Source organism: Herbaspirillum robiniae (genome assembly GCF_002213415.1).
Classification (GTDB): Bacteria; Pseudomonadota; Gammaproteobacteria; order Burkholderiales; family Burkholderiaceae_D; genus Herbaspirillum; species Herbaspirillum robiniae.
Map to the genome: position 1 here is coordinate 208851 of NZ_NJGU01000004.1, position 24334 is coordinate 233184.

Consider the following 24334-nt stretch of genomic DNA (forward strand, 5'->3'; position numbering starts at 1 on the left):
GCACGTTTTGAATATCTGCGAGATGGGCTGCGATTCGTGATTGTTTCAGCCGAGAAAAGAGACGGCAGTACCCCCACGGATATTGAACGATGCGGATGCACGATAAAACCGGGGCGTTGTTGCACGAAGTTTCCTATTTTTCGCAACGATATCTGCAGCTCTACATGATGGATATCACACCTTTTACGGATAGAGATCTTGGAACATGGGATTTCTTTGTTGCGCTCAAAGAGGCTGTCGAGAAAATAAGCGAGAAATTCTCAAGCGAGCCGAACGAAAATCAGCTTGCAGCCAGGATCCGAGCTAGAACTGGAGATATCTGCCCGCTAGATGGTTTTTGGTTGGTAGCCAATTCCGTGGATTACCGGATAGAGGCCAAACAGGGGGGAATGCCATCCAGTTAAGGTCGCAATGTGAGTTGGGAATGGATTTCTCGTGAACTAATTCCTGCCGCCCTTTTCGCCGACTAAAAAATGGGGACGCTCACCACAATAAAGCTCCCCTGGGAATCATTGAGGGAAGTAACAATAATGCGCAATTTTCAGCACCACACGGCTTGTGAAATCATTGATTTTGAAGCAGATGGTCAGCATAACGAACCGAGGAACGGTGAAGATGGAGCGCCCGGCAGATCCAACATTCAGCGAGGCTCAAACTTATTCTGATATGGGCCACTGCTTGGCGGCGACGTGCCAGGCTCAAACGTTTCCCCGACCGACCTCGCGTAATATCTGGTCACCGATGATGGCATCCGAAAGATCCCCGTAAGATCTGTCACGCCGTATCGCGTGGTGCGCGTCACCGTAACTACTCAGACTGCCGTTACAGGCCGCCGGCATAGAGCCGTCGCTCCAGAAAGACGGAATTCATCGCGCGCAGCGATTGCCGGACTACTTGTCCAGGCTTCCGAAACACTGTCCATCTAGTTTCGATCTGAGTGTCCAGCTCAGACCGAACCCGATGTTCAGAAGCATCCGAAATATGCAAGGAAAATTACAAAAAGCGCCAATCCGCTTTTTATCTGGCTGTCCTCACATTCACTCCTGACGGTGTTTTCCATGGATTCCTCTGAAGTACCTCAGTCCAAGACCATCCCAGAGCGCATTCGCAGCGGCTCGGTTGTGCTTTTCGTGTCGGGCCTGCTGCTATGGGCGCCATTTCCACTGGCGTTCCTGGCTGTGTCGTCGGCCAGCTTCAGTGCCAGCGGCATGGCCGGCCTAGGTGCTGTCTACTTGTTACAGGGGCTATCCGCCATTATTTGGCACTGCGCTTTTGTCAGTGCGCTACTGCTAGTGGCCTACGTTTTTATCCAGAAACCTTGGAAAAGGAAGCCAATATCGATTCTGTTCGTATTGCAATTGCTTTCCCTAGGGGGAATGGCGGTCATGGCAGACAAGGCGGGCCTGGCGATCTTCGGTCCTGCAACAACCTTCGTTGACTATGCTACCGACACATCCCATCGCTGGAGTGATCCCTCGTCGCGGTTCATGCAAGCCCTGGGTACGCCCGATTGGAGCGTGTCGCCACTGCATCAACCCAGTGACGTTGCAGTAGCGCGCAGGCTATACAAGTCCAGCACATCGCTGCGCCGACAGTTACAAGAAAATGGCAATATGTTCTGCAAATTGGCGCTATATATCGACCCGCAGGGCCTGGAGTTCCTTACCAAGGAGGTGTGGACCACACCGCCGCCTTCTTGCTCTTTAGCCGATGCGGCGGAAAATGCGATGAGGTATAACAACTATCCGGCTGCAACCTGGCTGGTCGAGCGGGTTGACGTGGCTGATTTACCTCGACTGGCTGAGGCACTGCAAGAATCTACGAAACACATTACTTCGATGAACGGGGATACAGCCAATGTCGACAATGAATCACGCGTCTTGCCGGTGTTCGAACTGATGTTCAAGCGTGGATTGCGTGCTGATTCCAAGCCAAATGGACGTTCGCTGCTCTCAAGAGCCACGCAGGACAGGAAAGCGAAAATTGTCGCGATGCTGCTGGCACATGGCGCAGACCCCAATGAAGTGGTAGGAAAGACACCGCTATTGCATAAAGCCATTAGCTTGGGATCCGCCTTTACCAAGGCCTTTCTGGCCGCGCCAAGCGTGCGCGTGAACGTGTCTGGTTACGATGGGGGCTCCACCATGTATGTCGCCATGCTCTATGCCAATCCCGACACCATCGCGGCACTCCTGGATGCGGGCGCTTCTCTATCGGCGTCGTCCGAAGAGCTGGTGATGGCCGAGGATGCGAAAGTCCTGCAATTGTTGCTTGATCATGGGGCCAATCCGCGCTGGCGCGACCAGGAGGGTAATACCCTGTTGGCTTACTTGTACATGAAGGAGAATTTCTCTGAGATGGCCGCCATCCTGGTCAAGGCAGGCTTGCCATTGAATGCGCGCAACAGGTATGGGGCCACGATCTTGAATTACCTGCGCAGCGCCAACAAGCTTGAAGGCGATGCACGAAAAGCATTGATCGATCTGGGCGCGCAGCAGGGTAAGGCGGACCGGAGACTGACGCTGATCTATGACGGAGGACAGCTGATCGTGAACGCCAATTATGTAATTCGCTTGCACAGTGGAAAGGAGATCATCGGCAGTACGGATCTGTTTGGCAAGACAAACTGGGTCCCTGACGGCACCCCCTATGAAGTCGAGCTTGCCGGCCGTCCGCCGTTGTAGCCCCGGGCGGGGACGACAAGCTGATGATCGCCGCGCTCGCTGTGGCAATCGCAGCCAATAAGGAAAGCCCTTCCGACGGCACGACCGACGATGACGCCGCATATGACCAGCACCGTCGGCGTCATCACGCGTCTGTGACCATCGTGGCGTTGCGGGCCGATTAGTGACCTGAGACGAATTTTGTAGCCACCGGGTAAGTGAGTTCTTTATGCTAACGTCAAGGAGAACTCAATGAAGAAGCGATTTGCGGAGGAACAGATCATCAGCATCTTGCGGAAAACAGAGAGCAAAGAGATTGCGACGGTAGATCCGTGCAAGCGCCACAACATTACGGAGCAAACCTTTTCCGCTGGAGAAATAAGTTTGGCGGTATGGATGTATCGGATGCCCGGCGGCTCAGAGAGCTTGAATCCGAGAACGACAAGCTCAAACGCATGATGGCGGAACAGTTGCTGGTGATTGATGGCTTGAAGGAGCTAAGCCGAAAAAAATGATGACCTCCGCGGGCCGGCGCGAAGCGCTGGAAGTCCTTACTCGTCGGGGGCTGTCGCAACGCAAGGCATGTCGTTATCTGGAACTGAGCCGGCGGGTAGCGGGTTATCAGTTGCTACAACCTGAAAAGGACCGGAGTCTGACGCAGCAGCTCATCGCGGCATCGCAAGAGGTCCCTCGCTTCGGCTATCTACGTATGTCTGCTTAGCTGGCCTTGGGCGAGTCCCGAGTGCGATGGCTCTGGAGCGAGCTCAAACTGGGCATTCCACGAAAGCGGCCTTGGAGGCGTCGATGCGGCAATGATATTCGGCTACCTGGAGCAACCAAGCCTAATTCGGTCTGGAGCTACGACTTTGTTCATGACCAGATGGTAGACGGGCGCCCGTTGAAGATGCTGTGCGTGATCAATGAATACACCCGGGAATGCCTGGCCATCGAAGTTGCCGCGCAGTTTGCGCTCCCAGGATGTCATCCTAACGCTATCGCGGTTGGTGCGGTTACATGGAAAGCCAGCCTATGTAAGGTCGGACAACGGAGCCGAATTCACAGCGGCCAAGGTCATGCGATGGCTACGGGATGCCTCCGTTGGACCTGCCTTCATCGCACCAGGCAGTCCATGGCAGAACGGATTCGTGGAAAGCTTCAATGGCAAGTTACGTGACGAACTGCTTAACAGGGAGTGGTTTCGCAGCCGGGCCGAGGCGAAAGTGCTGATCGAAAGATGGCGTCAGTTCTACAACGAACGCAGGCCGCATAGTGCACATCAGTACCAACCTCCAGCTACGGTCCGTCGAGCCTGGCTGGAATCGAATATGATCGACAACCGACTCACTGCCTAACTGGATGCAAATTGCCGACGCAGGTCAGCGCAGTTTACATTCTGCCCTAATTCTCGTTAATACCCCAATATCACACCGAAATGGACGTGGTAGGTTTGGTGCAGTGATCCTGTAAAATTCCGCTTTCATCTTGGCGAAAGCGTCCCGCCGGATAATGTCCTAAGTGCCTGATCTGCAAGGGGAAACTGTCAGAAGAATTGGCCTGCCCTAAGGGAATCGAACCCCTAACCTACGGCTTAGAAGGCCGTTGCTCTATCCGGTTGAGCTAAGGGCAGAGACGGAAGCGTTTTTGAACCGCGGGAACGAAAAACGATTCCGGAAAAGAAAACGGGCTGTCATCGACAGCCCGTTTAATGTGTGGTCGGAGTACAAGGATTCGAACCTTGGACCCCCTGGTCCCAAACCAGGTGCGCTACCGGGCTGCGCTACACTCCGAGAGGCGAGATAATAGCCCGATGCGGCGCTCAGGTCAACTTTCTTGTTGATTCTATTGCTTTGCGCCGGTTTCCGGGCTCAAGACGGCCTGGCCGTTCGTGCCTCCACCGGCTACTGGCTTGCATCCTTTGGCCGATATTCGCGCGCCGCGTCTTGCTTCTGCCGCCGGATGAATGCCGAATCGAAACACCCTCCGTCAATCTTGCTCCCCAGGAAAGCCGCGGCATTGCATGCGGCCATTTCTCCGAACGCTTCGCCCCGCGAGACGGATGGCATCAGGCGCGGGAAGGGCGCTGCCGGCAGGTCCTTGCTTTGCTCGGCAAAATCGCGCAGCGGGACGCCATTGGTCCATCTTGCTGTGTCGCTGCCGAGGCTCGTTTCGGCGCGGACCTGCGACGGCGCTTCGGCGAGCGCGAGGTTCGCGAGGCTGCCGAGCAGGAAGAGGACGATGGGGTAAAAGGAAGTTGGCATGCCGTGCTCCGAGTGATGTGGAGGCTTAGGTGCGGACGGCGAGGGTTTGTTTGGTAGGTTCCAAATAAAGATTGAAAAATCGAATAAATTCTAGATAAGTCCAATAATCAAACGGAGGTCGTCACCCGGACTTCTACCAGCAGCTTCTTGATCTCCGGCACGCAGGAGCCGCAGTTGCCGCCGGCCTTCAGGCAGGCGGTGACCTCGCCGACTTCCTTCAGGCCTTTTTCGCGGATCGCGTTGCAGATGGTGTTGCGGCCCACGCCGAAGCACGAGCACACCGTCGGGCCGGTGTCGGCGCCTTTTTCGATCGGCTGGCCGACCAGCAGGCCGACGCGGTCGGCTTCTTCCAGCCGGTCCTTGGCGAACAGGCCCGACAGCCACGAGCGCGAGGGCAGGTCGGGGCGGGCCGACATGAACAGGCACATGTCGATGCGGTCGTCCACCACATGCACGGCGCGATAGCTGCCGTCGGTCAGGTCTTCATATTCCAGCCAGTCGGCGTCCAGGTCGCTGACGCCCAGCAGCTTGCGCGCCCATCCAGAGTGATCGGCGATGTGGCTGCGGCCGGCCAGCTCATAGCGGGTGAAGTCGCGGCCCTGCACGCGCGTCCAGTGCGTGATGTCGTCCAGCGCCAGCGCGTGCCGGGTCAGGATGAAGCCGTGCCAGGACACGCGGAATTCTTCGATCGCCACCGGCGTGTGCTTGAACTCGGGCTCGCCCGACACCGGATCCACCACCGGATTGACCAGCGCGCCCACCCGCGCGTCGGAAGCCGACTGGTTGTTCCAGTGGATAGGCACGAACACGCTGCCGCGCGGGATGCCGCCGCCGTGCTGCACCCGCGCCACCATGGCGCCCCAGCGGCTGGATACACGCGCCAGCCCGCCTTCGCGCACGCCATACAACAGGGCGTCCTGCGGATGGATGTCGATGAAGGCTTCCGGGATGTGGCTGGCCAGCGTGGCCGACTTGCCGGTGCGCGTCATGGTGTGCCAGTGGTCGCGCACACGGCCGGTGTTGAGCACCAGCGGGAATTCTTCGCAGGCCAGGTTGGCCGGGCCGCGCGGCGCGGTCGGCACGAAGCGGGCGCGGCCGTCGGCGTGGGTGAAGCGCAGGTCTTCCAGCACGCGCGCGGTGCCGGCCGCGCTGCCGTCGGACAGGCGCTGCACCGGCCACTGGATCGGCTGCATGGCGTCGTAGCCCTTCTTGTCCATGCGGGTCAGTCCCGACAGGTTCAGCACGCGGCGCGCCTTGGTGGGGTCCGCATCGCCGTTGCGATGGGCGCTCAGGCGGGCATGCTCGTCGAAGATCTGGTGCGGTCCGTCGAAGTCGAAGCCGTTAAAGCCCATGCGCTGCGCCACGTCGCAGATGATGCGCCAGTCCGCGCGCGCCTCGCCCGGCGCCGTGAGGAAGGCGCGCTGGCGCGAGATGCGGCGCTCGGAATTGGTCACGGTGCCGTCCTTCTCGCCCCAGGCCAGCGCCGGCAGCAGCACATGGGCGAAGGCGTTGGTGTCGGTCTGCTCGATCACGTCCGACGACACCACCAGTTCGCATCGTTGCAGCGCGCGCTGCACCAGGTCGGCGTCCGGCAGGCTGACCATGGGGTTGGTGGCCATCACCCACACCGCCTTGACGCGGCCGGCCTCGATCTCGTGGAACAGGTCGACCGCCTTCAGGCCGACCTTGTCGGCCATGCGCGGCGATGCCCAGAAGCCTTGCACGATGTCGCGGTGCAGGGCGTTGTCCAGGTCCATGTGCGCGGCCAGCATGTTGGCCAGGCCGCCCACTTCGCGCCCGCCCATCGCATTGGGTTGTCCGGTGATGGAGAAGGGCCCCATGCCGGGCTTGCCGATGCGGCCCGTGAGCAGGTGGCAGTTGATGATGCTGTTGACCTTGTCGGTGCCGGCCGAGGACTGGTTCACGCCCATCGAGAAGCCGGTGACGACTTTCTCCGTTTCGGCGAAGGCCTGGTAGAAGGCCAGCAGGTCCTCAAGGTCGACCTTGCAGATGCGCGCCACCGTGGCAGGATCGGCGCAATCGGCGTCGGCCACCGCCAGCGCCTCGTTCAAGCCGTTGGTGTGGGCGTCGATGAAGGCGTTGTCGCGCGCGCCGCGATGCGCCAGGTAGCTCATCAAGCCGTTGAACAGCCAGACGTCGGTGCCGGCCTTGACCGGCAGGTGCAGGTCGGCCAGCTCGCAGGTGGCGGTGCGGCGCGGGTCGATCACCACCAGCCTGGCGTGGGGGCGCGTCTCCTTGATCTTCGCGATGCGCTGGAACAGGATGGGATGGCACCAGGCCGCGTTCGACCCGACCAGCACCACCATGTCGGCCAGTTCCAGGTCCTCATAACAGACCGGCACCAGGTCTTCGCCGAAGGCGCGCTTGTGGCCGGCCACCGCCGAGGACATGCACAGTCGCGAATTGGTGTCGATGTTGGCGCTGCCGACGTAACCCTTCATCAGCTTGTTGGCGATGTAGTAGTCCTCGGTCAGCAGTTGGCCGGAGACGTACAGCGCGACCGCGTCGGGGCCGTGCTCGGCGATGATGGACGAGAACTTCGACGCCACCGCGTCGAGCGCATCGTTCCACGCCACGCGGCGCATCTGGCCGTCGGCGCCGCGCATCTTCGGATGCAGCAGGCGGCCGTCGAGGTCGACCGTCTCGCCCAGCGCCGAACCTTTCACGCACAGGCGTCCCTTGTTGGCGGGATGCAGCTCGTCGCCCTTGACGGCGATGTTGCCGTCGTCCTTCATCGAGGCCGACACGCCGCAGCCCACGCCGCAGTAGGGGCAGGTGGTCTGGGTGGTGGCGACGGCGATCGCGATCGGGGTCTGGGACAAATTCACGTGGGCTATCCTTTAATGCGGCTTATGCTGCTTGCTTGCACATCGCTTCGCCGAAGGGCAGCTCGCGGCGGAAGGCGGAGACGTCGCGCCCGGTCTGGATCAGGTCGAAGTACCAGGGGCCGTCCTTGACGTCGCCGTACAGCACCGCGCCTACCAGCCGGCTGCCGCGCAGCACCAGGCGCTTGTAGACGCCGCGCCGCGGGTCGCGTACCACCAGGTCTTCGGTATCTTCGCCGCCGATGAAGTCGCCCGCCGAGTACAGGTCGACGCCGGTGACCTTCAGCTTGGTCGCCGTGGCCTGTTGTACATAGCGGCGATGGCCGGCGCCGGCCAGGTGGGCGCCGCACACGCGCGCCTGGTCCCAGATCGGCGCCACCAGGCCGAAGGTGGCCTTGCGGTGCTGCACGCATTCGCCCACGGCATAGACGCGCGGGTCGTAGGTCTGCAGCGTGTCGTCGACGATGATGGCGCGCTCGCAGTGCAGGCCGGCCGCCTTGGCCAGGCCGATGTTGGGCCGCACGCCGGCGGTCATCACCACCAGGTCGGCGGGGATCTCGGTGCCGTCCTTGAAACGCACCACCGTCACGCGCTCCGGTCCGACGATCTCGGCGGTATTGGCGTTGAGCAGAAAGCGCAGTCCCTTGGCTTCCAGCGCCTTTTTCAGCAGGGCGGCGGCGGGTTTGTCCAGCTGCTGGTTCATCAGCGTGTCCGAGACATGCACCACGGTCACATCCATGCCCTGGCGCATCAGGCCGTTGGCCGCCTCCAGGCCGAGCAGGCCGCCGCCGATCACCACCGCGTGGCGATGCGTGCGCGCCGCCTCCAGCATGGCGTCGACGTCCTGGATGTCGCGAAACGCGATCACGCCCGGCAGCTCATGGCCGGGCACCGGAATGATGAAGGGCGTGGAGCCGGTGGCCAGCAGCAGGCGGTCGTATCGCACCTCGACGCCGCTTCTTGCGCGCACCGTGCGGCGGCGGCGGTCGATCTGCTCGACCGGATCGCCGGCGTGCAGGGTGATGCCGTTCTCGGCATACCACTCGCGGGTGTTGAGCATGATGTCGGCGATGCTCTTGTCGCCGGCCAGCACCGGCGAGAGCATGATGCGGTTGTAGTTGCCGTGGGGCTCGGCGCCGAACACCGTGATGTCGTACAGCTCCGGAGCGAGCTTGAGCAATTCCTCGACCGTGCGCATGCCGGCCATGCCGTTGCCGATGACTACCAGCGACGGCTTGCCTGCCTTGTTGGCCGGGGCGCTCATGTCAGGCGCCGATCCAGACCTGGCCCGCCTCGATGCGCGCCGGCCAGGCCGGGACCGAGTTGGCCGGTTCTTCCAGGCACTCGCCGGTCTGCAGGTCGAAGTGCTGCTTGTAGATCGGCGAGGCAACCACGATGCGCTCGCCCAGGTTGCCCACCAGGCCGCGCGACAGCACGGCCGCTTCCGAGTTCGGATCGTAGTTGCCGATGGCGAACACGCGCGTTTCGTGCGCGCCGCCGGTGCTGTCGATGACGTGGAACACCGCCACCTGCTCGCCGTTCACCAGCGCGCAGACGCCGGTGTTGGGCACGATGTCGGCCAGGTCGCAGATGGGGGTCCAGTGCTGGATTTGTTGGTCGCTGTGCATGCTGACTCCTGTTGCTGTTTGCTTAGGCCGGTTCGGCCACCACCGGGATTTCCAGCAGCTTCTTCTCCGCCGTCGTCGCCGGGCGGATCTGGCCGCGTTCTTCCACGAACCTGATGTTGCCGTCGGCGGCGCGGCTGTTGACGAAGTGGCGGAAGCGCTTGCGCGTTTCAGGATCGGTCACGGCCTTCTTCCATTCGCACTCGTAGGTGTCGACCACGTGCTGCATGTCGGCTTCCAGTTCGGCGGCGATGCCGAGGCGGTCGTCGATGACCACGCTCTTGAGGTACTCGATGCCGCCTTCCAGGTTTTCGCGCCAGGTGCTGGTGCGCTGCAGGCGGTCGGCCGTGCGCACGTAGAACATCAGGAAGCGGTCGACATAGCGGGTCAGCGTTGCTTCATCGAGGTCGGAGGCGATCAGCTCGGCGTGGCGCGGCTTCATGCCGCCGTTGCCGCATACGTAGAGGTTCCAGCCTTTCTCGGTGGCGATGATGCCCACGTCCTTGCCTTGCGCTTCGGCGCATTCGCGGGTGCAGCCGGAGACGCCGAACTTGATCTTGTGCGGCGAGCGCAGGCCCTTGTAACGGTTCTCCAGGCGCACCGCGAAGCCCACGCTGTCGCCCACGCCGTAGCGGCACCAGGTCGAGCCCACGCAGGACTTCACCGTGCGCAGCGACTTGCCGTAGGCGTGGCCGGTCTCGAAGCCGGCGGCGATCAGCTCTTCCCAGATGTCGGGCAACTGGTCTACGCGCGCGCCGAACAGGTCCACCCGCTGGCCGCCGGTGATCTTGGTGTACAGGCCGTACTTCTTGGCGATGCCGCCGACGGCGATCAGTCCGTCCGGCGTCACCTCGCCGCCGGCCATGCGCGGCACCACCGAATAGGTGCCGTCCTTCTGGATGTTGCCGAGGAAGTAGTCGTTGGAGTCCTGCAGGCCGGCGTGTTCCTTCTTCAGCACGAAGTCGTTCCACACCGAGGCCAGGATGTTGGCCGCCATCGGTTTGCAGATGTCGCAGCCCAGGCCGCGGCCGTGTTTTTGCAGCAGCTCCTCGAAGCTCTTGATCTTGCCCACGCGCACCAGGTGGTGGACTTCCTGGCGCGAATAGGGGAAGTGCTCGCACACGTGGTTGTTCACGGCCAGGCCCTGCTTCTTCATCTCGGCCTTCATCACCTGCGTGACCAGCGGCACGCAGCCGCCGCAGGCGGTGCCGGCCTTGGTGCAGGACTTCAGTTCGCCGATGGTGGTCACGCCCGAGGCCACGGCCGCGCACAGCTGGCCCTTGGAGACGTTGTTGCAGGAGCAGATCTGCGCCGAGTCGGGCAGGGCGTCCACGCCCAGGCCGGGTTTCGCCTTGCCGTCGGATTGCGGCAGGATCAGGAACTCGGGCGACTCCGGCAGCTCGATCTTGTTCAACATCATCTGCAGCAGCGTGCCGTACTCGGCGGCGTCGCCCACCATCACCGCGCCCAGCAGGTGCTTGCCGGATTCGGAGACCACGATCTTCTTGTAGATCTGGCGACGCTCGTCGGTGAACTGGAAGGAGCGGCTGCCGGCTTCCTTGCCGTGGGCGTCGCCGATGCTGGCCACGTCCACGCCCATGAGCTTCAACTTGGTGCTCATGTCGGCGCCGTTGAACTGCGGCACCTCGGCGGCATCGTCCAGGTGCGACAGCAAGTGCCTGGCGGCGATGCGCGCCATGTCGTAGCCGGGCGCCACCAGGCCGAAGATCTTGCCGTTCCACAGCGCGCATTCGCCGACGGCGTAGATGCTGGGGTCCGAGGTCAGGCAGGCGTTGTCGATCACGATGCCGCCGCGGTCGCCCACCTTCAGGCCGGCCTCGCGCGCCAGTTCGTCGCGCGGGCGGATGCCGGCGGAGAACACGATCATGTCGGTCTCGAGATGGGAGCCGTCCTCGAAGTTCATGCGGTGAGTATGGGTCTTGCCGTCGACGATCTCGAGCGTGTTCTTTTGCGTGTGGGCGGTCACGCCGAGGTCGGCCATTTTCTGGCGCAGGATGCGGCCGCCGCTCTCGTCGATCTGCACCGCCATCAGGCGCGGGGCGAACTCCACCACGTGGGTGTCGAGCTTCATGTCGCGCAGGGCCTTGGCGCATTCCAGCCCCAGGAGGCCGCCGCCGATGACCACGCCGCTCCTGGCGCGGCTGCCGCATTCCAGCATCGCCTCCAGATCTTCGATGGTGCGGTAGACGAAGCAGTCACGACGCTGGTTGCCTGCCACCGTCGGCACAAAAGGGTAGGAACCGGTGGCCAGGATCAGCTTGTCGTAGGACAGCGTTTCTTCCACACCGCCGACGTTGACCACTACGCTCTTGGCCACGCAGTCGATGCGCTGGGCCTTGGCGTTGAGCTTAAGGTCGAACTCGACCGGGCTGCGGCCGGCGTCGAAGAAGCCCGGCGCCACCAGCGACAGGTCTTGGGCGCTCTTGCCGGAGAAGAATTCGGAGAGGTGCACGCGGTCGTAGGCCGGGCGCGGCTCCTCGCACAGGATGGTGACCTTGAGATGAAGGCCCGGCGTGCCGCTCTCGGCCATGCATTCCAGGAACTTGTGGCCGACCATGCCGTGGCCGATGACGATGATGTTCATTGCGCTCATTTGGGTTGCTCCTCAGTCCTCAGGCTGCCACTTTGTTGTCGACCAGCGCCGGCTCGTCGTTCTTGTCCGATGCCGTGAAGCGCACCGCCACCGCGCACAGCGCCGAGATGGTGACCAGCACGCCCAGCATCGACAGCGTCTGTTGCGTGTTGCCGAGGCCTTTCATCAGGAAGCCCGCCGCCACCGCGCCGACGTTGCCGCCGGCGCCGATGATGCCGGCCACGCCGCCCAGGGCGCGACGGTCGATGAAGGGCACCAGCGCGTAGGTCGCGCCGCAGGCCATGTGGGTGAACAGGCCGAAGCACAGCATCGCGATCACCGCGCCGGCGACGCTGCCGGCATGGGCGAACCACAGCAGGCCCAGGCCTTCGCCCAGCATCATCACGAACAACAATGTGGCGCGGCGGTTCAGGCCGCCGGAGAGCGCCACCTTGTCGGAGATGAAGCCGCCCAGCGCGCGCGCGAACAGGGCCAGGAGACCGAAGCTGGCGGCGGCGATGCCGGCCGCTTCCAGCGACAGCTTGAAGTGCTCCACGTAATAGATGGCGGCGATGTTGTGGATGAAGATCTCCACGCCGAAGCAGGCGCCGTAGGTGACGAACAGCATCCACACGCGGTAGTTGCCGGCGGCCATCCTGAAGCTGGCCCAGCCGCCTTTCTTGCCGCTTTCGATGCTCACGCCGGCGGCGCGCAGTTCATCGAAATTGCCTTCCGGGCAGTCCTGGGTGTAGCGCCAGTAGAGCGCGGCCATGACGATCATCAGCACGCCCGGCACCAGCAACGCGACGCGCCAGCCCCAGCCGTGCGACACGCCCAGCATGATCAGCGCCGCCATCAGCAGCGGCATCAGGCCCTGCGCCACGCCGCCGCCGGCATTGCCCCAGCCGGCGGTGGCCGCGTTGGCGGTGCCCACCACGTTGGGGGCGAACATCACCGAGGTGTGGTACTGCGTGATCACGAAGCTGGCGCCGACCGCGCCGATCAGCAGGCGGAAGAACAGGAAGCTTTCATAGCTCTGCGCGAAGGCCACGCCGATGACCGGCACGGCGCCCGCCAGCAGCAGGCCGGTATAGGCCTTGCGCGGGCCGAAGCGGTCGCACATCGGGCCGATGACCAGGCGCACCAGGATGGTCACGGCCACGGCGGCGATATTAATGTTGGCGATCTGTCCGGCGCTGAGGTTGAACTCGCCCTTGATGACAGGCATCAGCGGCGCGCAGGCGAACCACGCGAAAAAGCAGATGAAGAAGGCCATCCACGTCAGGTGGAAGGCGCGCATCTGGGGCGTGCCCAGCGAAAACAACGCGATGCGGTTGGCTTTGGTCATTTCCCGTCCCTTGAAAGCAAAAAGGCGCCCGCCTGATTCCGGGCATTGCCTCGGGTCAAGCGGACGCCATTGTCCTTGTGCGTTGCGGATCCATCGTTAGACCAGCATCAGTAATTGGTGGGATCGCCTTTGATCCTGATGTCGTATGAGCAAAGCCCGTGCCAGCGACGCGGATATGCCGCAAAGCGCCGTCCGGAAAGGGTTTTCAGAGGAGAGCGGGGATCAGGAAGATGCCGCGCAGGGAAGAGCGATGCGCCGGATATATATCATTTCATGATGTATTGCGGTGCGGGGTGCGCGCAGATGGTGCACTGCATTGCACCAGCGCAGGCAGCAGCATGGGCGGAAATGATGCGCCGCTTTCTTGCTCCCGTTTCTTGCCGGAAAGGCAATGCAGGGGAGTGTATGGGAGGGCGGCGTACTTCAGCGCGGCTGGAAGGCGATGATGCCCATGCCCGCCAGCGCCACCGCCATGCCGGCCACATCCCATGCCGAAGGGCGCACGCCGTCCACCAGCCACAGCCAGACGATGGCCACGGCGATATAGACCCCGCCATAGGCCGCATAGACCCGCCCGGACGCGGCCTCATGCAAGCTCAGCAGCCAGGCGAACAGCGCCAGGCTGGCGGCGCCCGGCAGCAGCAGCCAGACCGAGCGGTCCTGCCTGAGCCACAGCCAGGGAAGATAGCAGCCGACGATCTCGGCCAGGGCGGTGCAAAGATAGAGCAGCAGCGTTTTCATCGGCGGGGCGGCTCAGTCTTCTTCGCGCGAACTGATGTCGGCGCGTTCGACGTCGCTCTTGCGCATCCATTGCCGGTGCAGGAAATGCTCGACCCGGCGGCCCACGGTAAACAGCAGCAGGATCAGTGCCGTGGCCATCAGCGCCACGCGCCACCAGCCCACGCCGCAGACGATGCCCACCGCCGCGGTGACCCAGATCGAGGCCGCCGTGGTCAGGCCGCGCACCTTTTCGGAAGACTGCTCATGGATGATCACGCCCGCACCCAGGAAACCGATGCCGGTGATCACGCCCTGGATCGCGCGGCTGACCGCGTCATGGTAGCCGTCGGCGTCGAGCGCGAAATTCATCGCCGCCATGGTGACCAGCGCCGAGCCCAGCGCCACCAGGCCCAGGGTTTTCATGCCGGTGGGCTTGCCGCGCAGGTTGCGGTCGATGCCGATGGCGCAGCCGATCAGCATGGCGATGAGGAGGCGGTAAAAGATTTCCAGGTGGTCGGTCATGGCCTTGGCGAAGAGATCCCGGCGCGCTCGCCGTGGTGAGGCCAGATTGTAACCTTGCGCGCCGTGCAGGCCGACGCAAAAAAGCCCCGCCAGTCAGGGCGGGGCAATCAGGCATGGCGGGACTAGGTGGAGGCTACGCCATGCCTCGCTCAAGCAAATGTCGCGCGGGCGCCGGGTTCACGATGCCCTCGCAGTTCATTGGTTGCCGGCGGCCTTACTGGCTGCCCGAACCGGACGCGCCCGAGGTGCCGCTGTTGCCGCCCGGCGCGGTGCCCAGCGGGCCGTCCTTCATGTCCTTGGCATTCGGATTGGCCTTGGAGCTGTTGTCCTTTTCCGCCTTGTGCTTGCGCATGCCCTTGTGGGTGGACTTGCTGCCGCTGTCGCTGTTGGCGGCAGCGCCGGAAGTCGGCGCGCCGTTGTCAGGGGCCGCGCCCGGTGCGCTGGAGGCCTGGGCCATGGCGCCGGTGCTGAAGGCGGCCGCCACGATGGCCGCGCCGAGGAATTTCAAAGTCGCTTGCGATGACATATGGGTCTCTCCTTGTCTGGTTGCAGGCGTCCCGCGTTGTGCGAGCCGTTGAGACCATGCTAGACCTCGTGGCCCCGCGTGGCAGTCGGACGCACATCGAAAGCGGTGTCGGCGCTTTCGTACCTGGATGACGGCGCTTGCTGCTGAGCCTGCGCGCGTGCGTCGCGTGGGCGGCTCATCCGTGGGGGCTCATCATTGCCCGCTGTTCTTGGCCGGCGATGTGCGGTGAACGTGCAGTGCGCGCGCGTTGAGGGCGCGGATCGTGCGGATCGTGCGCGTTCATGGATGCGCTTGCCCGGATTGCGGGCAGGCGAAACGGCGGCGCGGCGCCTGCCCCGGACCGTGCCTGGTTGCCCGATAGCCGCAGCCGGCGCGGATTGCCGGCCAGCGGGCGAGGGTGGGGGTAGTCGCTGCAGATGGCTGGCATGGCTCGTGCTTATGAATGCATTATGCATTATGCATAATCTGATCGGGCCATCACTTCGACTCGCCGCCAGGCCGGGCCGGCATCTTCGGGAGCACATGTTGGAGAACCGTCTTGAAGTCAGCAACCTCAGCCATGCCTTCATCAAGAGCAACGATGAAGAGATCCGCATATTCCAGAACCTCAATTTCAGCGTCGGCAAGGCCGAGATCGTGGCCATCGTCGGCCGCAGCGGCGCCGGCAAGAGCACGCTGTTCAACCTGATCTCGGGCCTGCTCAAGCCCACCGCCGGCAAGATATCCCTGGGCGCGCGCGAGGACGGCCGTCCCGGCGCCATCGCCTACATGCTGCAGAAGGACCTGCTGCTGCCCTGGCGCACCATCCTCGACAACGCCGTGCTGGGCATCGAGCTGCAGCGCGACGTGACCGACGCCGACCGCAGCCGCGCCCGCGCCATGCTGGCGCGCTACGGGCTGGAATCGGTGGCCGGCGCCTATCCCCATTCGCTCTCGGGCGGCATGAAGCAGCGCGTGGCGCTATGCCGCACGCTGCTGGCCGATCCGACCGTGGTGCTGCTCGACGAACCGTTTTCCGCGCTCGACTACGAGACCCGCCTGATGCTGGAGAACGACGTCATCAGCCTGACGCGCAGCGAGGGCACCAGCGTCATCCTGGTGACGCACGACATCGACGAGGCCATCGCCATGAGCAACCGCATCGTGGTGCTGGGCGGCCGTCCGGCCAAAATCATGCGCGAGGAGCACATCGTGCTGACGGTGGAGGGCAGCAACGGCGCGCGCGATGCCGTCACCGCGCGCGGGGCGCCGGAGTTTCCGCGCTATCACAAGGAAATCTGGAACGCGCTGCGCGCCAGCGACGTCGCCAACGCGGCGGTCCAACCGGCCGTGAACGCCTGAGCGGGGGAAGCATGAAAAGCAAAAACACCGGCGCCACCGCCATCGTCTCCACCATCCTGGTGGTGGCGGTCGTACTGTGGCAGATGGCCGCGCAGGCCAACCTGATCAACGGCCAGCTGCTGGGCTCGCCGCTGGGCATCTACAAGTCGGCGGTGATCGGCTTCACCCAGGGCCAGCTGCTCTACGACACCTGGGTCACGCTGTGGGAAACCCTGCTCGGCCTGCTTGTGGGCAGCGGCCTGGGGATCGTGCTGGGACTGGTGCTGTGGTTCTATCCGCGCACCTCGGCCATCGTCGAGCAGTTCTCCATCCTGTTGAACAGCATCCCCAAGATCGCGCTGGGTCCGCTGATCATCATCTGGTTCGGCTCCGGCATGATTTCCAAGATCTGGCTGGCCGGCATCTCCACCTTCGCGGTGGCGATCATCTCCTCGTGCGCGGCGGCGCAGGAGGTCGACCGCGACCTGCTCAATCTCTTCAAGTCGTTCAAGGCGCAGCGCGCCAAGGTCTTCAAGAAACTGATCCTGCCGGCCTCGGTGCCGTGGATCTTCTCCATCTTCCGCATCAACATCGGTTTCGCGCTCATCGGCGCGGTCGTGGGCGAATTCATCGCCTCCGAGAACGGCCTCGGACACGCAGTGTTCGTCGCCGGCTCGCTGTTTGACCTCAATACCGTCTGGCTCGGGGTGATCATCCTCACGCTGATGGCGGCCTTGCTCACCTGGGTTGTACAACTGACAGAAGAAAGGGTTATTTCATGGAAAGGCGAACAATGAAGTCCATCCGCAATGCCGCCGCCGGCGCGCTGCTGGTTCTCGGCTGCGCCGCGTCGCTGCCGTCGATGGCGGCCGAGAAGGCGGTGATCTACCAGGCGTTCCAGTCGATCCAGTACCTGCCGCTGTACGTGGCGATGAATGAGGGCCTGTTCGCCAAGCGCGGCCTGGAGGTGCAGAAGGTCACCGCCGGCGGCGGCGCGCAGGGCGTGGCGGCGGTCATCGGCGGCCATGCCGATTTCTCGCTGCAGGATCCCATGACCGCGGTGCTGGCCAACCTCAAGGGCGCCTCGCTGATCAACGTCGCCATGGTGGTGTCGGGCGTGCCGGTGTGGACGGTGGCACCGGGCAATTCGACGGTGAAGTCGATCACCGACCTCAAGGACCAGACCATCTCCACCGCGATCCCGCCCACCACCAGCACCTACCTGCTGCAGGCGCTGCTCAAGCAGAAGGGCATCGATGGCGCGGTCAAGCTCAACACGGTCGCCATCGGCACCGAGATTGCGCCGGTGACGGCCGGCCGCGCGGCGGCGGCGACGCTGTACCAGCCGCAGGTCGAGCAGGCGCTGGCCAGCGGCTACAAGATCGTGCACGACTTCGCCAAGCAGTATGACGGCGTGTACGCCTTCTCCACCATCGACACCCTGAAGTCGACCATCGAGAAAAAGCCGCAGATGGTGCAAAGCTTCGTCTCGGCCATCGCCGACGCCGAGAAGCTGATGCAGACCACGCCCGAGGTCGCCTACAAGGTGGCCATCGCCGAATTCCCGCAGCTCGAGCAAAGCGTGGTGCGCGCGGCGGTGAAGCGCATGCTGGACCAGAAGATCTACCCGGCCACGCCGTCGATTTCCAAGGAAGCCTTCCAGGCCGGTCTCGACCTGCAGATTTCCATCGGCAATATCAAGCAGGGCCAGGTAAGCTACGACAGCGCGGTCGACAACAGCTTTGCCGAGAAGGCCGGCAAGTAAGCAAGCAAGCGCGACGCATGCCATGGCGGACCTGCTCAGGCGAGCGGTTCGCCATGCATTCATCCGAGACATTCGGGAACAGGAAACAACATGAGCTCATCCCAGACAGATACGCCAGCGGTCTCGCCGCTGGCCGCCGCCATCGCCGCCGCCGACAGGATCGACGGCAGCCTCAAGGCCTTCATCCATCGCCCGTCTTCCTATGCGGCGCCGGCCGGCGGCGACGGCCCGCTGGCCGGCATCCCGGTCGCAGTCAAGGACCTGATCGACACCGCCGACATGCCGACCTGCTACGGCTCCAGGGTGTTCGAAGGCCATCGCCCGCAACAGGATGCCTGGATCGTCGCCAGGCTGCGCGCCGCCGGCGCCGTCATCTTCGGCAAGACGGTGACCACCGAATTCGCCTGGCGCGACCCCGGCGCCACGGTCAATCCCTGGAACCCGGCGCATACGCCTGGCGGTTCCTCCAGCGGATCGGCGGCGGCGGTCGGCGCCGGCATCGTCGACATCGCGCTGGGCACGCAGACGGTCGGCTCCATCATCCGCCCGGCCTCGTATTGCGGCGCCTGCGGCTACAAGCCCACCTACGGCCTGATCCCCACCGAGGGCGCGCACGAGCTGGCCGGCTCGCTGGACCATCTGGGCTTCATCACTTCCAGCGTCTACTGGGCCGCCGTGGCCCATGCCGTGATCGCGCGCGACGGCAAGCTCGCGCCGCCGGCCTCGCCCCAGGCCTTCGCTGCGGGCGTCAAGCCGCGCAAGCTGGGCGTCTATCGTTCGTCGAAATGGTCCGGCGTGCAGCCCGAGGTACAGCAGAACTTCGATGGTGTTTTGCGTCGCCTGGAGGCGCAGGGCGTGCAATGCGTGCCGGTCGAACTGGGCGCTGACATCGCCGAACTGCACGAGCTGACCAACGGCATCCTCGCCTACGAGGCGCGCGCGGCGATCGCCGCCGACATCGCCGGCAAGGAGGCCCTGGCCGGACCCAATATCCGCGACCTGATCGCCCTGGGCGCGGGCATCAGCCAGCAGCAGCATGCCGCCATGCTGGCCCGGCTGGCGGCACTGCGCGTGGCGCGCGACACGGCGTTCGGCGAACTCGACGCGATCCTCACCATCACCTCGCCGACCACTGCATTGCCCGGTTTCGAGAAGACCGGCGACGCCATCTTCTGCTCGCCGGCCACCCTGCTGGGCCTGCCGGCGGTGACGGTGCCGTCCGGTTTCTCGGCCGACTTCCTGCCGTTCGGCCTGCAGATGATCGGGCGCGGCGACCAGGACCAGGCCCTGCTGCAGACCGCGCAATGGGTCAGCACCATCCTGCCCCGGTCGCGTCCGGCGCCGCTGGGCTGAGCCCGACGGCAGGCTTGCACGGCAACCCCATGCACGCCACAATATCGGCACAGGCCCGGCCAGCCGGGCGCCAGAGCGGGCGGGGCGGATAGCGTGAAGCTGCCGCCCTAGCCCGCCGACCGAGACAACTCCCGATAGCCGCGCATGCCAAAAGCCTTCAAAACGATAGAGCAGCAGGTCCTGAGCCTGTTGCGCAACGACATCCTCTCGGGCAAGTACCGCCCCGGCGACAAGTTGCGGCAGGACGAAGTGGCGCGCCGCTTCGAGGTCAGCACCACCCCGGTGCGCGAAGCCTTCCGCGGGCTGCGCTCGGAAGGCCTGGTCACCATCGACGCCAACAAGGGCGTGGTGGTCAAGGGCCTGTCGGTGGAAGACGTGGCCGAGATCTACGAACTGCGCATCCTGCTCGAACCCCTGCTGGCCAAGAAATCGGTGGCCTCCATCACCGACGAGTCGCTGCACGCCGCAGCCGGCATCCACGAGCAGATGTGCGCCGCCAGCGACCCGCACGAATGGGCCGGGCTGAACTGCGACTTCCACATCAAGCTGATGAGAAGCGAGGAGCAGTCGCGGCTCTACGAGATGGTGAAGAACCTGCTGGTCGTGGCCGCGCCCTATGTTTCGCTGTCCATCTACATGCATCCCCAGATCCAGCAGACCGACAACGAAGAACACGCCATGATCCTCGACGGCTACCGCAAGAAGAACGGCAAGCTGGTTGAGAAGATCGTGCGCCAGCACCTGCAACAGACGCTGGAGACGATCGAAGACTCGGTCAACGAGAAGACGCTGGGGCAGGCGTATTCCTGAATCCCCATGCGCCATGCAAACGGGCCCCGCAAGGAGGCCCGTTTTGCTTTTCACCACGGCCGCATCAGCGTGGATCAGCGGCATTCGTTGAGGTACTGCGACTCCAGTCGGCCGGCTTCGCCATAGGGCGAGTTGCGCGGAATGCCGGAGGTGTAGCCGCCTTCGCGGGAGAGGCGCGGCGCGAAATTGTTCTGCGTCGGCTCCGCGGTGCGGGCGCGATCCATCTGGATGCGCAGCGAGCGGCAGGCCGACGACTCGCGGTTCAGGTCCATCACCTTCACCGCCGCCGGGGCGGCCGTGCCGGGCGCATCCGCCAGCGCCATCTTCACTGCCGAAGAGTAGGGCGACATGGCGCGGTCCAGCTCGCTTTGCGAGGAAGCGGCGTGGGCGGTGGAAGTGGAAATCCAGGCGAAGGCGAGGACGAAACAGGTCAGGAAGAATGAACGCATGGCAGCTCCGAATCATCAGGTATCGACATGAGGGCAAGGCTTGGGGATCGTGGCCGGCTTTGCCGTTCGCCCATCGGTGTCTGGGCTTGGGATGAAGTTTGGGCTGGCTGCGTTAGCGGGATATTGCAGAATCGGCGCCGCAGGTTTCAATTGAAACAATCTCGGCGCAGGCGCTGGGCACAAGGCGCGCGGCATCGCGCACCGGGGCGCGCCTTCACTTGCGTGTGTTGATCTCCCGGATCGCCGCCTCCAGGCTGGCGACATAGTCGGCCCTGGCCTTGGCGGCCAGCGCCGGCCATTCGCCGTGCGGCAGGCTTTGCGGGGCATTGCCGGCGGCACCGGCATCGGTCTCGTCGCCGTGGAGGTTGATCCAGCGCTGATCGTAGTTGTGCGGCGTTGCCTCGTCCCAACGCACGACCTCGTCGACGATCCTGCGCAGCTTCTGCAGATCGTCGAACTGCGTTCGCAGCAGCTCGCGCGGAACGACGCTCATGATCGCCCGCGCCGCAGGCCTTGCGCTCGCATCGGCGCAGCGCAGCGCATCGTAGTTCGCGCGCAGCCGCGCGGCGCTCAGCCAAAAGATCGCCTCATCGGTCTTACCCTGCTGATACAGCACCAGCGTCAGCGCGACCAGGGCGGGCGGCTGGTAATCGCCGGCGTTCTTCTGGATCTCGGCGATCAGCGCGTCATTTTCGTGACCGGTGGTCGAAGCCAGCTTTTCGAGAACCCGCGCGGTGCGTGCCGTGTCGATCGCTGAAAACTCGTCCTGCCCGGAGACTGGAGCAGGAGCAGGAGCAGGAGCAGGAGCAGGAGCAGGTGCAGTTGCAGTTGCAGTTGCAGTTGCAGTTGCAGGGCTCACGGGGGGCGCCGCTTCCGGGACGTTCGCCGGGCAAGGATAGCTTTCGCCGAAGGCCGCGAGCGCGCTCTGGCCGCCGATGACGCCTTCCAGTTCGGGATGGGCCTGCTTGTACCGTGCGATCACATTGGCGTAGTCCTCGAACTGCGCACCGGCGGGCACGCAGAAGTCCCGCCCGTTATGGACGCGCACGAAGTTCCTGAGCCAGCCGAGTTGTTCGCCGGCGCCCTGGGCCATCGATGCCGACGCCGGCCAGGCAAGCGCAAGCGACAGGCAGGTGAGTTGCAACGGCTTGAAAGCGGCGAGATGGCGCACGATACGTCCCCGGATTTTTTTATGGATGGCGCTCAGGGAGCGCGGCTCCGCCTTGTCTTGTGCGGGGGCGTCCTGAGGCTTGTTGTCAGCATGCGCAGATTAGCAAATCTTGCCGCGGAGGGCGAGTGTGCCGGACACTGCCACGCCGGCTCGTTTGTCGCGGGAAGACATGCGTCGCTAGCATGAAAAACGGGCCCTCGTCGGGGCCCGTTCATATGGTGTTCTGGCGGAGGCTGTGAGATTCGAACTCACGGACGGATCACTCCGTCGGCAGTTTTCAAGACTGCTGGTTTAAACCGCTCACCCAAACCTCCTTGGTCGGCGATGCCTGCAGTCGCAGGCATCGCGAGGGGCGCATTATACATCACTTCGCGACTTGCTCTACGCCCAACTCTTGCCGGGTTGAAAGTTTCCCGGTGCGACGGCCATGCGGTGCGCGCTTAGAAGGTGCCCGGGTAGGCGCCGCCGTCCATCAGCAGGTTCTGGCCGGTGATGAAGCCGGCCTGGGCGCTGCACAGGTAGGCGCAGGCGTCGCCGAACTCGGCCGGCTGGCCGAAGCGGCCGGACGGGTTTTGCTTGCGGCGCTCGGCCAGCACGTCGTCCACGCTCCTGCCGCTGTCGTTGGCCGCGCCCACGGCGGTGGCGCGCAGGCGGTCGGTTTCGAAAGGGCCGGGCAGCAGGTTGTTGATGGTGACGTTGTGGGCCACGGTCTTGCGCGAGAGGCCGGCGACGAAGCCGGTCAGGCCCGAGCGGGCGCCGTTGGACAGGCCGAGGATGTCGATCGGCGCGCGCACCGCGCTGGAGGTGATGTTGACGATGCGGCCGAAGCCGCGGGCGATCATGCCGTCGACCGTGGCCTTGATGAGCTCGATCGGGGTCAGCATGTTGGCGTCGACGGCGGCGATCCAGTCGTCGCGCGACCAGTCGCGGAAGTCGCCCGGCTTGGGGCCGCCGGCGTTGGTCACCAGGATGTCCGGGCTGGGGCAGGCGGCCAGCGCCAGCGCGCGGCCTTCGGGAGTGGTGATGTCGCAGGCCACGGTGGTGATCGTTGCGCCGGTCTCGGCGCGGATTTCCGCTGCGGCCGCTTCCAGCGCCTCGGCGCCGCGCGCCAGCATGGTCACGGCCACGCCTTCGCGCGCCAGCGAGAGCGCGCAGGCGCGGCCCAGGCCCTTGCTCGATGCGCATACCAGCGCGGTTTTACCTTTGAGTCCCAGATCCATTGTTGTCTTTCCTTTGCATGAGGTGGTTGGCGGTTTTGCGATGCCGCTTGTTGTGCTTGTGCTGTCGTTTTTGCTACGTCATGCATGCCATTGCACTGAGGAGATCTGTCGCGAGGCGGCGCGGGCATTGCCCCGGCTTGTGACAGCAGGGGGCGGGCTGCGCTACACTGGCGGGCTTGGCGGAGCCTGCGGGACGATGGGATATCCCGGCCGGCCTACTTCTTGACCACCATGTAGACAGCGATCGCGATGATGGCGACCACGCCCATTTCCAACGCGAATACGATGGCGCCGCTCATGACAGTCTCCTTTTCTGATTTGATCGCCGCACGGCTCAGCAAATGAGCCATGCGGCAGACGCATAACTTTACACCGATGATGGATTCCTTGTTTTTGTCGAGCCTGCTCAACTTTTTGCTGGGAGGGTTGCTGGGCGCGATGGGCGGCTTGTTCGGCATCGGCGGCGGGCTGATCGCCATTCCGGTGCTGGGCTATCTCTACGGGATGGACCAGCAGCTGGCGCAGGGCACCTCGCTGGTGATGATCGTGCCCAACGTGGTGATCGCCTTCTGGCGCTACAAGCAGCGCAACAGGATCGAATGGAGTTCGGCCGCGATGATGTGCGTGCCGGCGGTGATCACGAGCTACTTCTCGGCGCGCGTGGCCACCAGCATCGACGCGCGCAGCCTGCATTTCTGCTTCGCCGCCTTCATGGGCCTGCTGGCGCTGTACTACCTCTGGACCCTGCTGCGCAACAAGCGCAGCGCGCAGACCACGATCGTGCTGCCGCGCAAGTACATCTTCGCGGTGGGCATGTCGGCGGGAGCGTCGGCGGGATTCTTCAGCGTCGGCGGCGCCATCGTCGCCGTGCCGATGCTGACCGCCTTCTTCGGCGCCACGCAGACGGCGGCGCAGGGGCTGGGCCTGGCGATGGTGACGCCCGGCACGCTGGTGGCGCTGTGGACCTATGCGCAGGCCGGCCACGTGAACTGGGCGGTGGGGATTCCGATGGCGCTGGGCGGGGTGCTCAGCATCTCGTGGGGCGTGGCGCTGGCGCACCATCTGCCGGAGCGACGCTTGCGCATCCTGTTCTGCGGGGCGCTGCTGGTGCTGTCGTTGTGGATGATGATCGAGGGTTGACCCGC

At 64.0% G+C, this 24334-nt stretch carries 24 protein-coding genes and 3 tRNA genes; 11 read left to right on the forward strand and 16 right to left on the reverse strand.

From position 1 onward, the window contains the following. The first annotated feature begins 95 nt into the window (after positions 1-95). From CEJ42_RS24440 to CEJ42_RS25460, 5 genes are all read left to right on the forward strand, one after another. Positions 96-404, forward strand: coding sequence for a hypothetical protein (locus CEJ42_RS24440; RefSeq protein WP_129587683.1), 309 nt, complete (start codon positions 96-98; stop codon positions 402-404). A gap of 654 nt (positions 405-1058) precedes the next feature. Continuing rightward, the gene (locus tag CEJ42_RS07650) at positions 1059-2684 is read left to right on the forward strand and encodes an ankyrin repeat domain-containing protein (protein ID WP_129587684.1); all 1626 of its coding nucleotides are present in this window, start codon (positions 1059-1061) and stop codon (positions 2682-2684) included. A gap of 311 nt (positions 2685-2995) precedes the next feature. Beyond that, complete coding sequence (locus CEJ42_RS25450) at positions 2996-3178, forward strand: transposase (protein WP_476729724.1); 183 nt, start codon at positions 2996-2998, stop codon at positions 3176-3178. 365 nt (positions 3179-3543) lie between these two features. Beyond that, the gene (locus CEJ42_RS25455) at positions 3544-3837 is read left to right on the forward strand and encodes a hypothetical protein (protein ID WP_476729725.1); all 294 of its coding nucleotides are present in this window, start codon (positions 3544-3546) and stop codon (positions 3835-3837) included. Further along, on the forward strand, positions 3737-4015 hold the full coding sequence (locus tag CEJ42_RS25460) for an integrase core domain-containing protein (protein ID WP_476729726.1): 279 nt from the start codon (positions 3737-3739) through the stop codon (positions 4013-4015). The genes CEJ42_RS25455 and CEJ42_RS25460 overlap by 101 nt, the downstream gene beginning before the upstream one ends. 198 nt (positions 4016-4213) lie before the next feature. Here CEJ42_RS25460 and CEJ42_RS07660 read toward each other — a convergent pair. The 11 genes from CEJ42_RS07660 to CEJ42_RS07710 all read right to left on the reverse strand — a co-directional run bounded on the left by CEJ42_RS07660 (position 4214) and on the right by CEJ42_RS07710 (position 15101). Next, positions 4214-4290: transfer RNA gene (locus CEJ42_RS07660), tRNA-Arg, on the reverse strand. An 83-nt stretch (positions 4291-4373) separates the two neighbouring features. Beyond that, positions 4374-4450: transfer RNA gene (locus CEJ42_RS07665), tRNA-Pro, on the reverse strand. Between the two features lie 111 nt (positions 4451-4561). After that, on the reverse strand, positions 4562-4921 hold the full coding sequence (locus CEJ42_RS07670; RefSeq protein WP_088750524.1) for a hypothetical protein: 360 nt from the start codon (positions 4919-4921) through the stop codon (positions 4562-4564). A 107-nt stretch (positions 4922-5028) separates the two neighbouring features. Continuing rightward, on the reverse strand, positions 5029-7770 hold the full coding sequence (locus tag CEJ42_RS07675) for a nitrate reductase (RefSeq protein ID WP_088750525.1): 2742 nt from the start codon (positions 7768-7770) through the stop codon (positions 5029-5031). Positions 7771-7792: 22 nt separating this feature from the next. Next, positions 7793-9031 carry an NAD(P)/FAD-dependent oxidoreductase gene (locus tag CEJ42_RS07680; protein WP_088750526.1) on the reverse strand — a complete coding sequence of 413 codons (1239 nt, stop codon included), beginning with the start codon at positions 9029-9031 and terminating at the stop codon, positions 7793-7795. A gap of 1 nt (position 9032) precedes the next feature. Further along, complete coding sequence (nirD, locus tag CEJ42_RS07685; RefSeq protein WP_088750527.1) at positions 9033-9395, reverse strand: nitrite reductase small subunit NirD; 363 nt, start codon at positions 9393-9395, stop codon at positions 9033-9035. A 22-nt stretch (positions 9396-9417) separates the two neighbouring features. After that, positions 9418-11997: a nitrite reductase large subunit NirB gene (gene nirB / locus CEJ42_RS07690; protein ID WP_088750528.1), complete on the reverse strand. Its 2580-nt coding sequence runs from the start codon at positions 11995-11997 to the stop codon at positions 9418-9420. Between the two features lie 28 nt (positions 11998-12025). After that, on the reverse strand, positions 12026-13333 hold the full coding sequence (locus tag CEJ42_RS07695; RefSeq protein WP_088750529.1) for an MFS transporter: 1308 nt from the start codon (positions 13331-13333) through the stop codon (positions 12026-12028). 423 nt (positions 13334-13756) lie between these two features. Next, complete coding sequence (locus CEJ42_RS07700; RefSeq protein WP_088750530.1) at positions 13757-14074, reverse strand: YnfA family protein; 318 nt, start codon at positions 14072-14074, stop codon at positions 13757-13759. A gap of 12 nt (positions 14075-14086) precedes the next feature. Further along, a complete protein-coding gene (locus CEJ42_RS07705; RefSeq protein WP_079214545.1) occupies positions 14087-14575 on the reverse strand; it encodes an MgtC/SapB family protein in 489 nt (162 codons plus the stop codon). 214 nt (positions 14576-14789) lie between these two features. Beyond that, complete coding sequence (locus CEJ42_RS07710) at positions 14790-15101, reverse strand: hypothetical protein (RefSeq protein ID WP_079214546.1); 312 nt, start codon at positions 15099-15101, stop codon at positions 14790-14792. A 522-nt stretch (positions 15102-15623) separates the two neighbouring features. Between CEJ42_RS07710 and CEJ42_RS07715 the strand changes: the two genes are divergently transcribed. From CEJ42_RS07715 to CEJ42_RS07735, 5 genes are all read left to right on the forward strand, one after another. Beyond that, positions 15624-16442 (forward strand): ABC transporter ATP-binding protein, encoded by an 819-nt coding sequence (locus CEJ42_RS07715; RefSeq protein WP_079214547.1) that lies wholly within the window; start codon positions 15624-15626, stop codon positions 16440-16442. A gap of 11 nt (positions 16443-16453) precedes the next feature. Next, positions 16454-17218, forward strand: a complete 765-nt coding sequence (locus tag CEJ42_RS07720) for an ABC transporter permease (RefSeq protein ID WP_207760400.1) — start codon at positions 16454-16456, stop codon at positions 17216-17218. Continuing rightward, on the forward strand, positions 17215-18186 hold the full coding sequence (locus tag CEJ42_RS07725) for an ABC transporter substrate-binding protein (protein WP_088750531.1): 972 nt from the start codon (positions 17215-17217) through the stop codon (positions 18184-18186). The genes CEJ42_RS07720 and CEJ42_RS07725 overlap by 4 nt, the downstream gene beginning before the upstream one ends. A 90-nt stretch (positions 18187-18276) precedes the next feature. After that, positions 18277-19539 (forward strand): amidase, encoded by a 1263-nt coding sequence (locus CEJ42_RS07730; protein ID WP_088750532.1) that lies wholly within the window; start codon positions 18277-18279, stop codon positions 19537-19539. 144 nt (positions 19540-19683) lie between these two features. After that, entirely contained in the window at positions 19684-20349 is a 666-nt protein-coding gene (locus CEJ42_RS07735) for a GntR family transcriptional regulator (protein WP_088750533.1), read from the forward strand. Between the two features lie 74 nt (positions 20350-20423). Here CEJ42_RS07735 and CEJ42_RS07740 read toward each other — a convergent pair whose 3' ends face one another. The 5 genes from CEJ42_RS07740 to CEJ42_RS24980 form a co-directional block, all read right to left on the reverse strand. After that, positions 20424-20798 (reverse strand): hypothetical protein, encoded by a 375-nt coding sequence (locus CEJ42_RS07740; protein WP_088750534.1) that lies wholly within the window; start codon positions 20796-20798, stop codon positions 20424-20426. A 214-nt stretch (positions 20799-21012) separates the two neighbouring features. Next, a complete protein-coding gene (locus CEJ42_RS07745) occupies positions 21013-21969 on the reverse strand; it encodes a Rap1a family protein (RefSeq protein ID WP_129587685.1) in 957 nt (318 codons plus the stop codon). Positions 21970-22193: 224 nt separating this feature from the next. Continuing rightward, a tRNA-Ser gene (locus CEJ42_RS07750) sits at positions 22194-22283 on the reverse strand. Between the two features lie 126 nt (positions 22284-22409). Next, positions 22410-23189 (reverse strand): SDR family oxidoreductase, encoded by a 780-nt coding sequence (locus CEJ42_RS07755; protein ID WP_079214554.1) that lies wholly within the window; start codon positions 23187-23189, stop codon positions 22410-22412. A gap of 215 nt (positions 23190-23404) precedes the next feature. Then, entirely contained in the window at positions 23405-23599 is a 195-nt protein-coding gene (locus CEJ42_RS24980; RefSeq protein WP_165774401.1) for a hypothetical protein, read from the reverse strand. Between CEJ42_RS24980 and CEJ42_RS07760 the strand changes: the two genes are divergently transcribed. Then, positions 23565-24329: a sulfite exporter TauE/SafE family protein gene (locus tag CEJ42_RS07760; RefSeq protein WP_088750536.1), complete on the forward strand. Its 765-nt coding sequence runs from the start codon at positions 23565-23567 to the stop codon at positions 24327-24329. The genes CEJ42_RS24980 and CEJ42_RS07760 overlap by 35 nt on opposite strands. Positions 24330-24334: the final 5 nt, after the last annotated feature.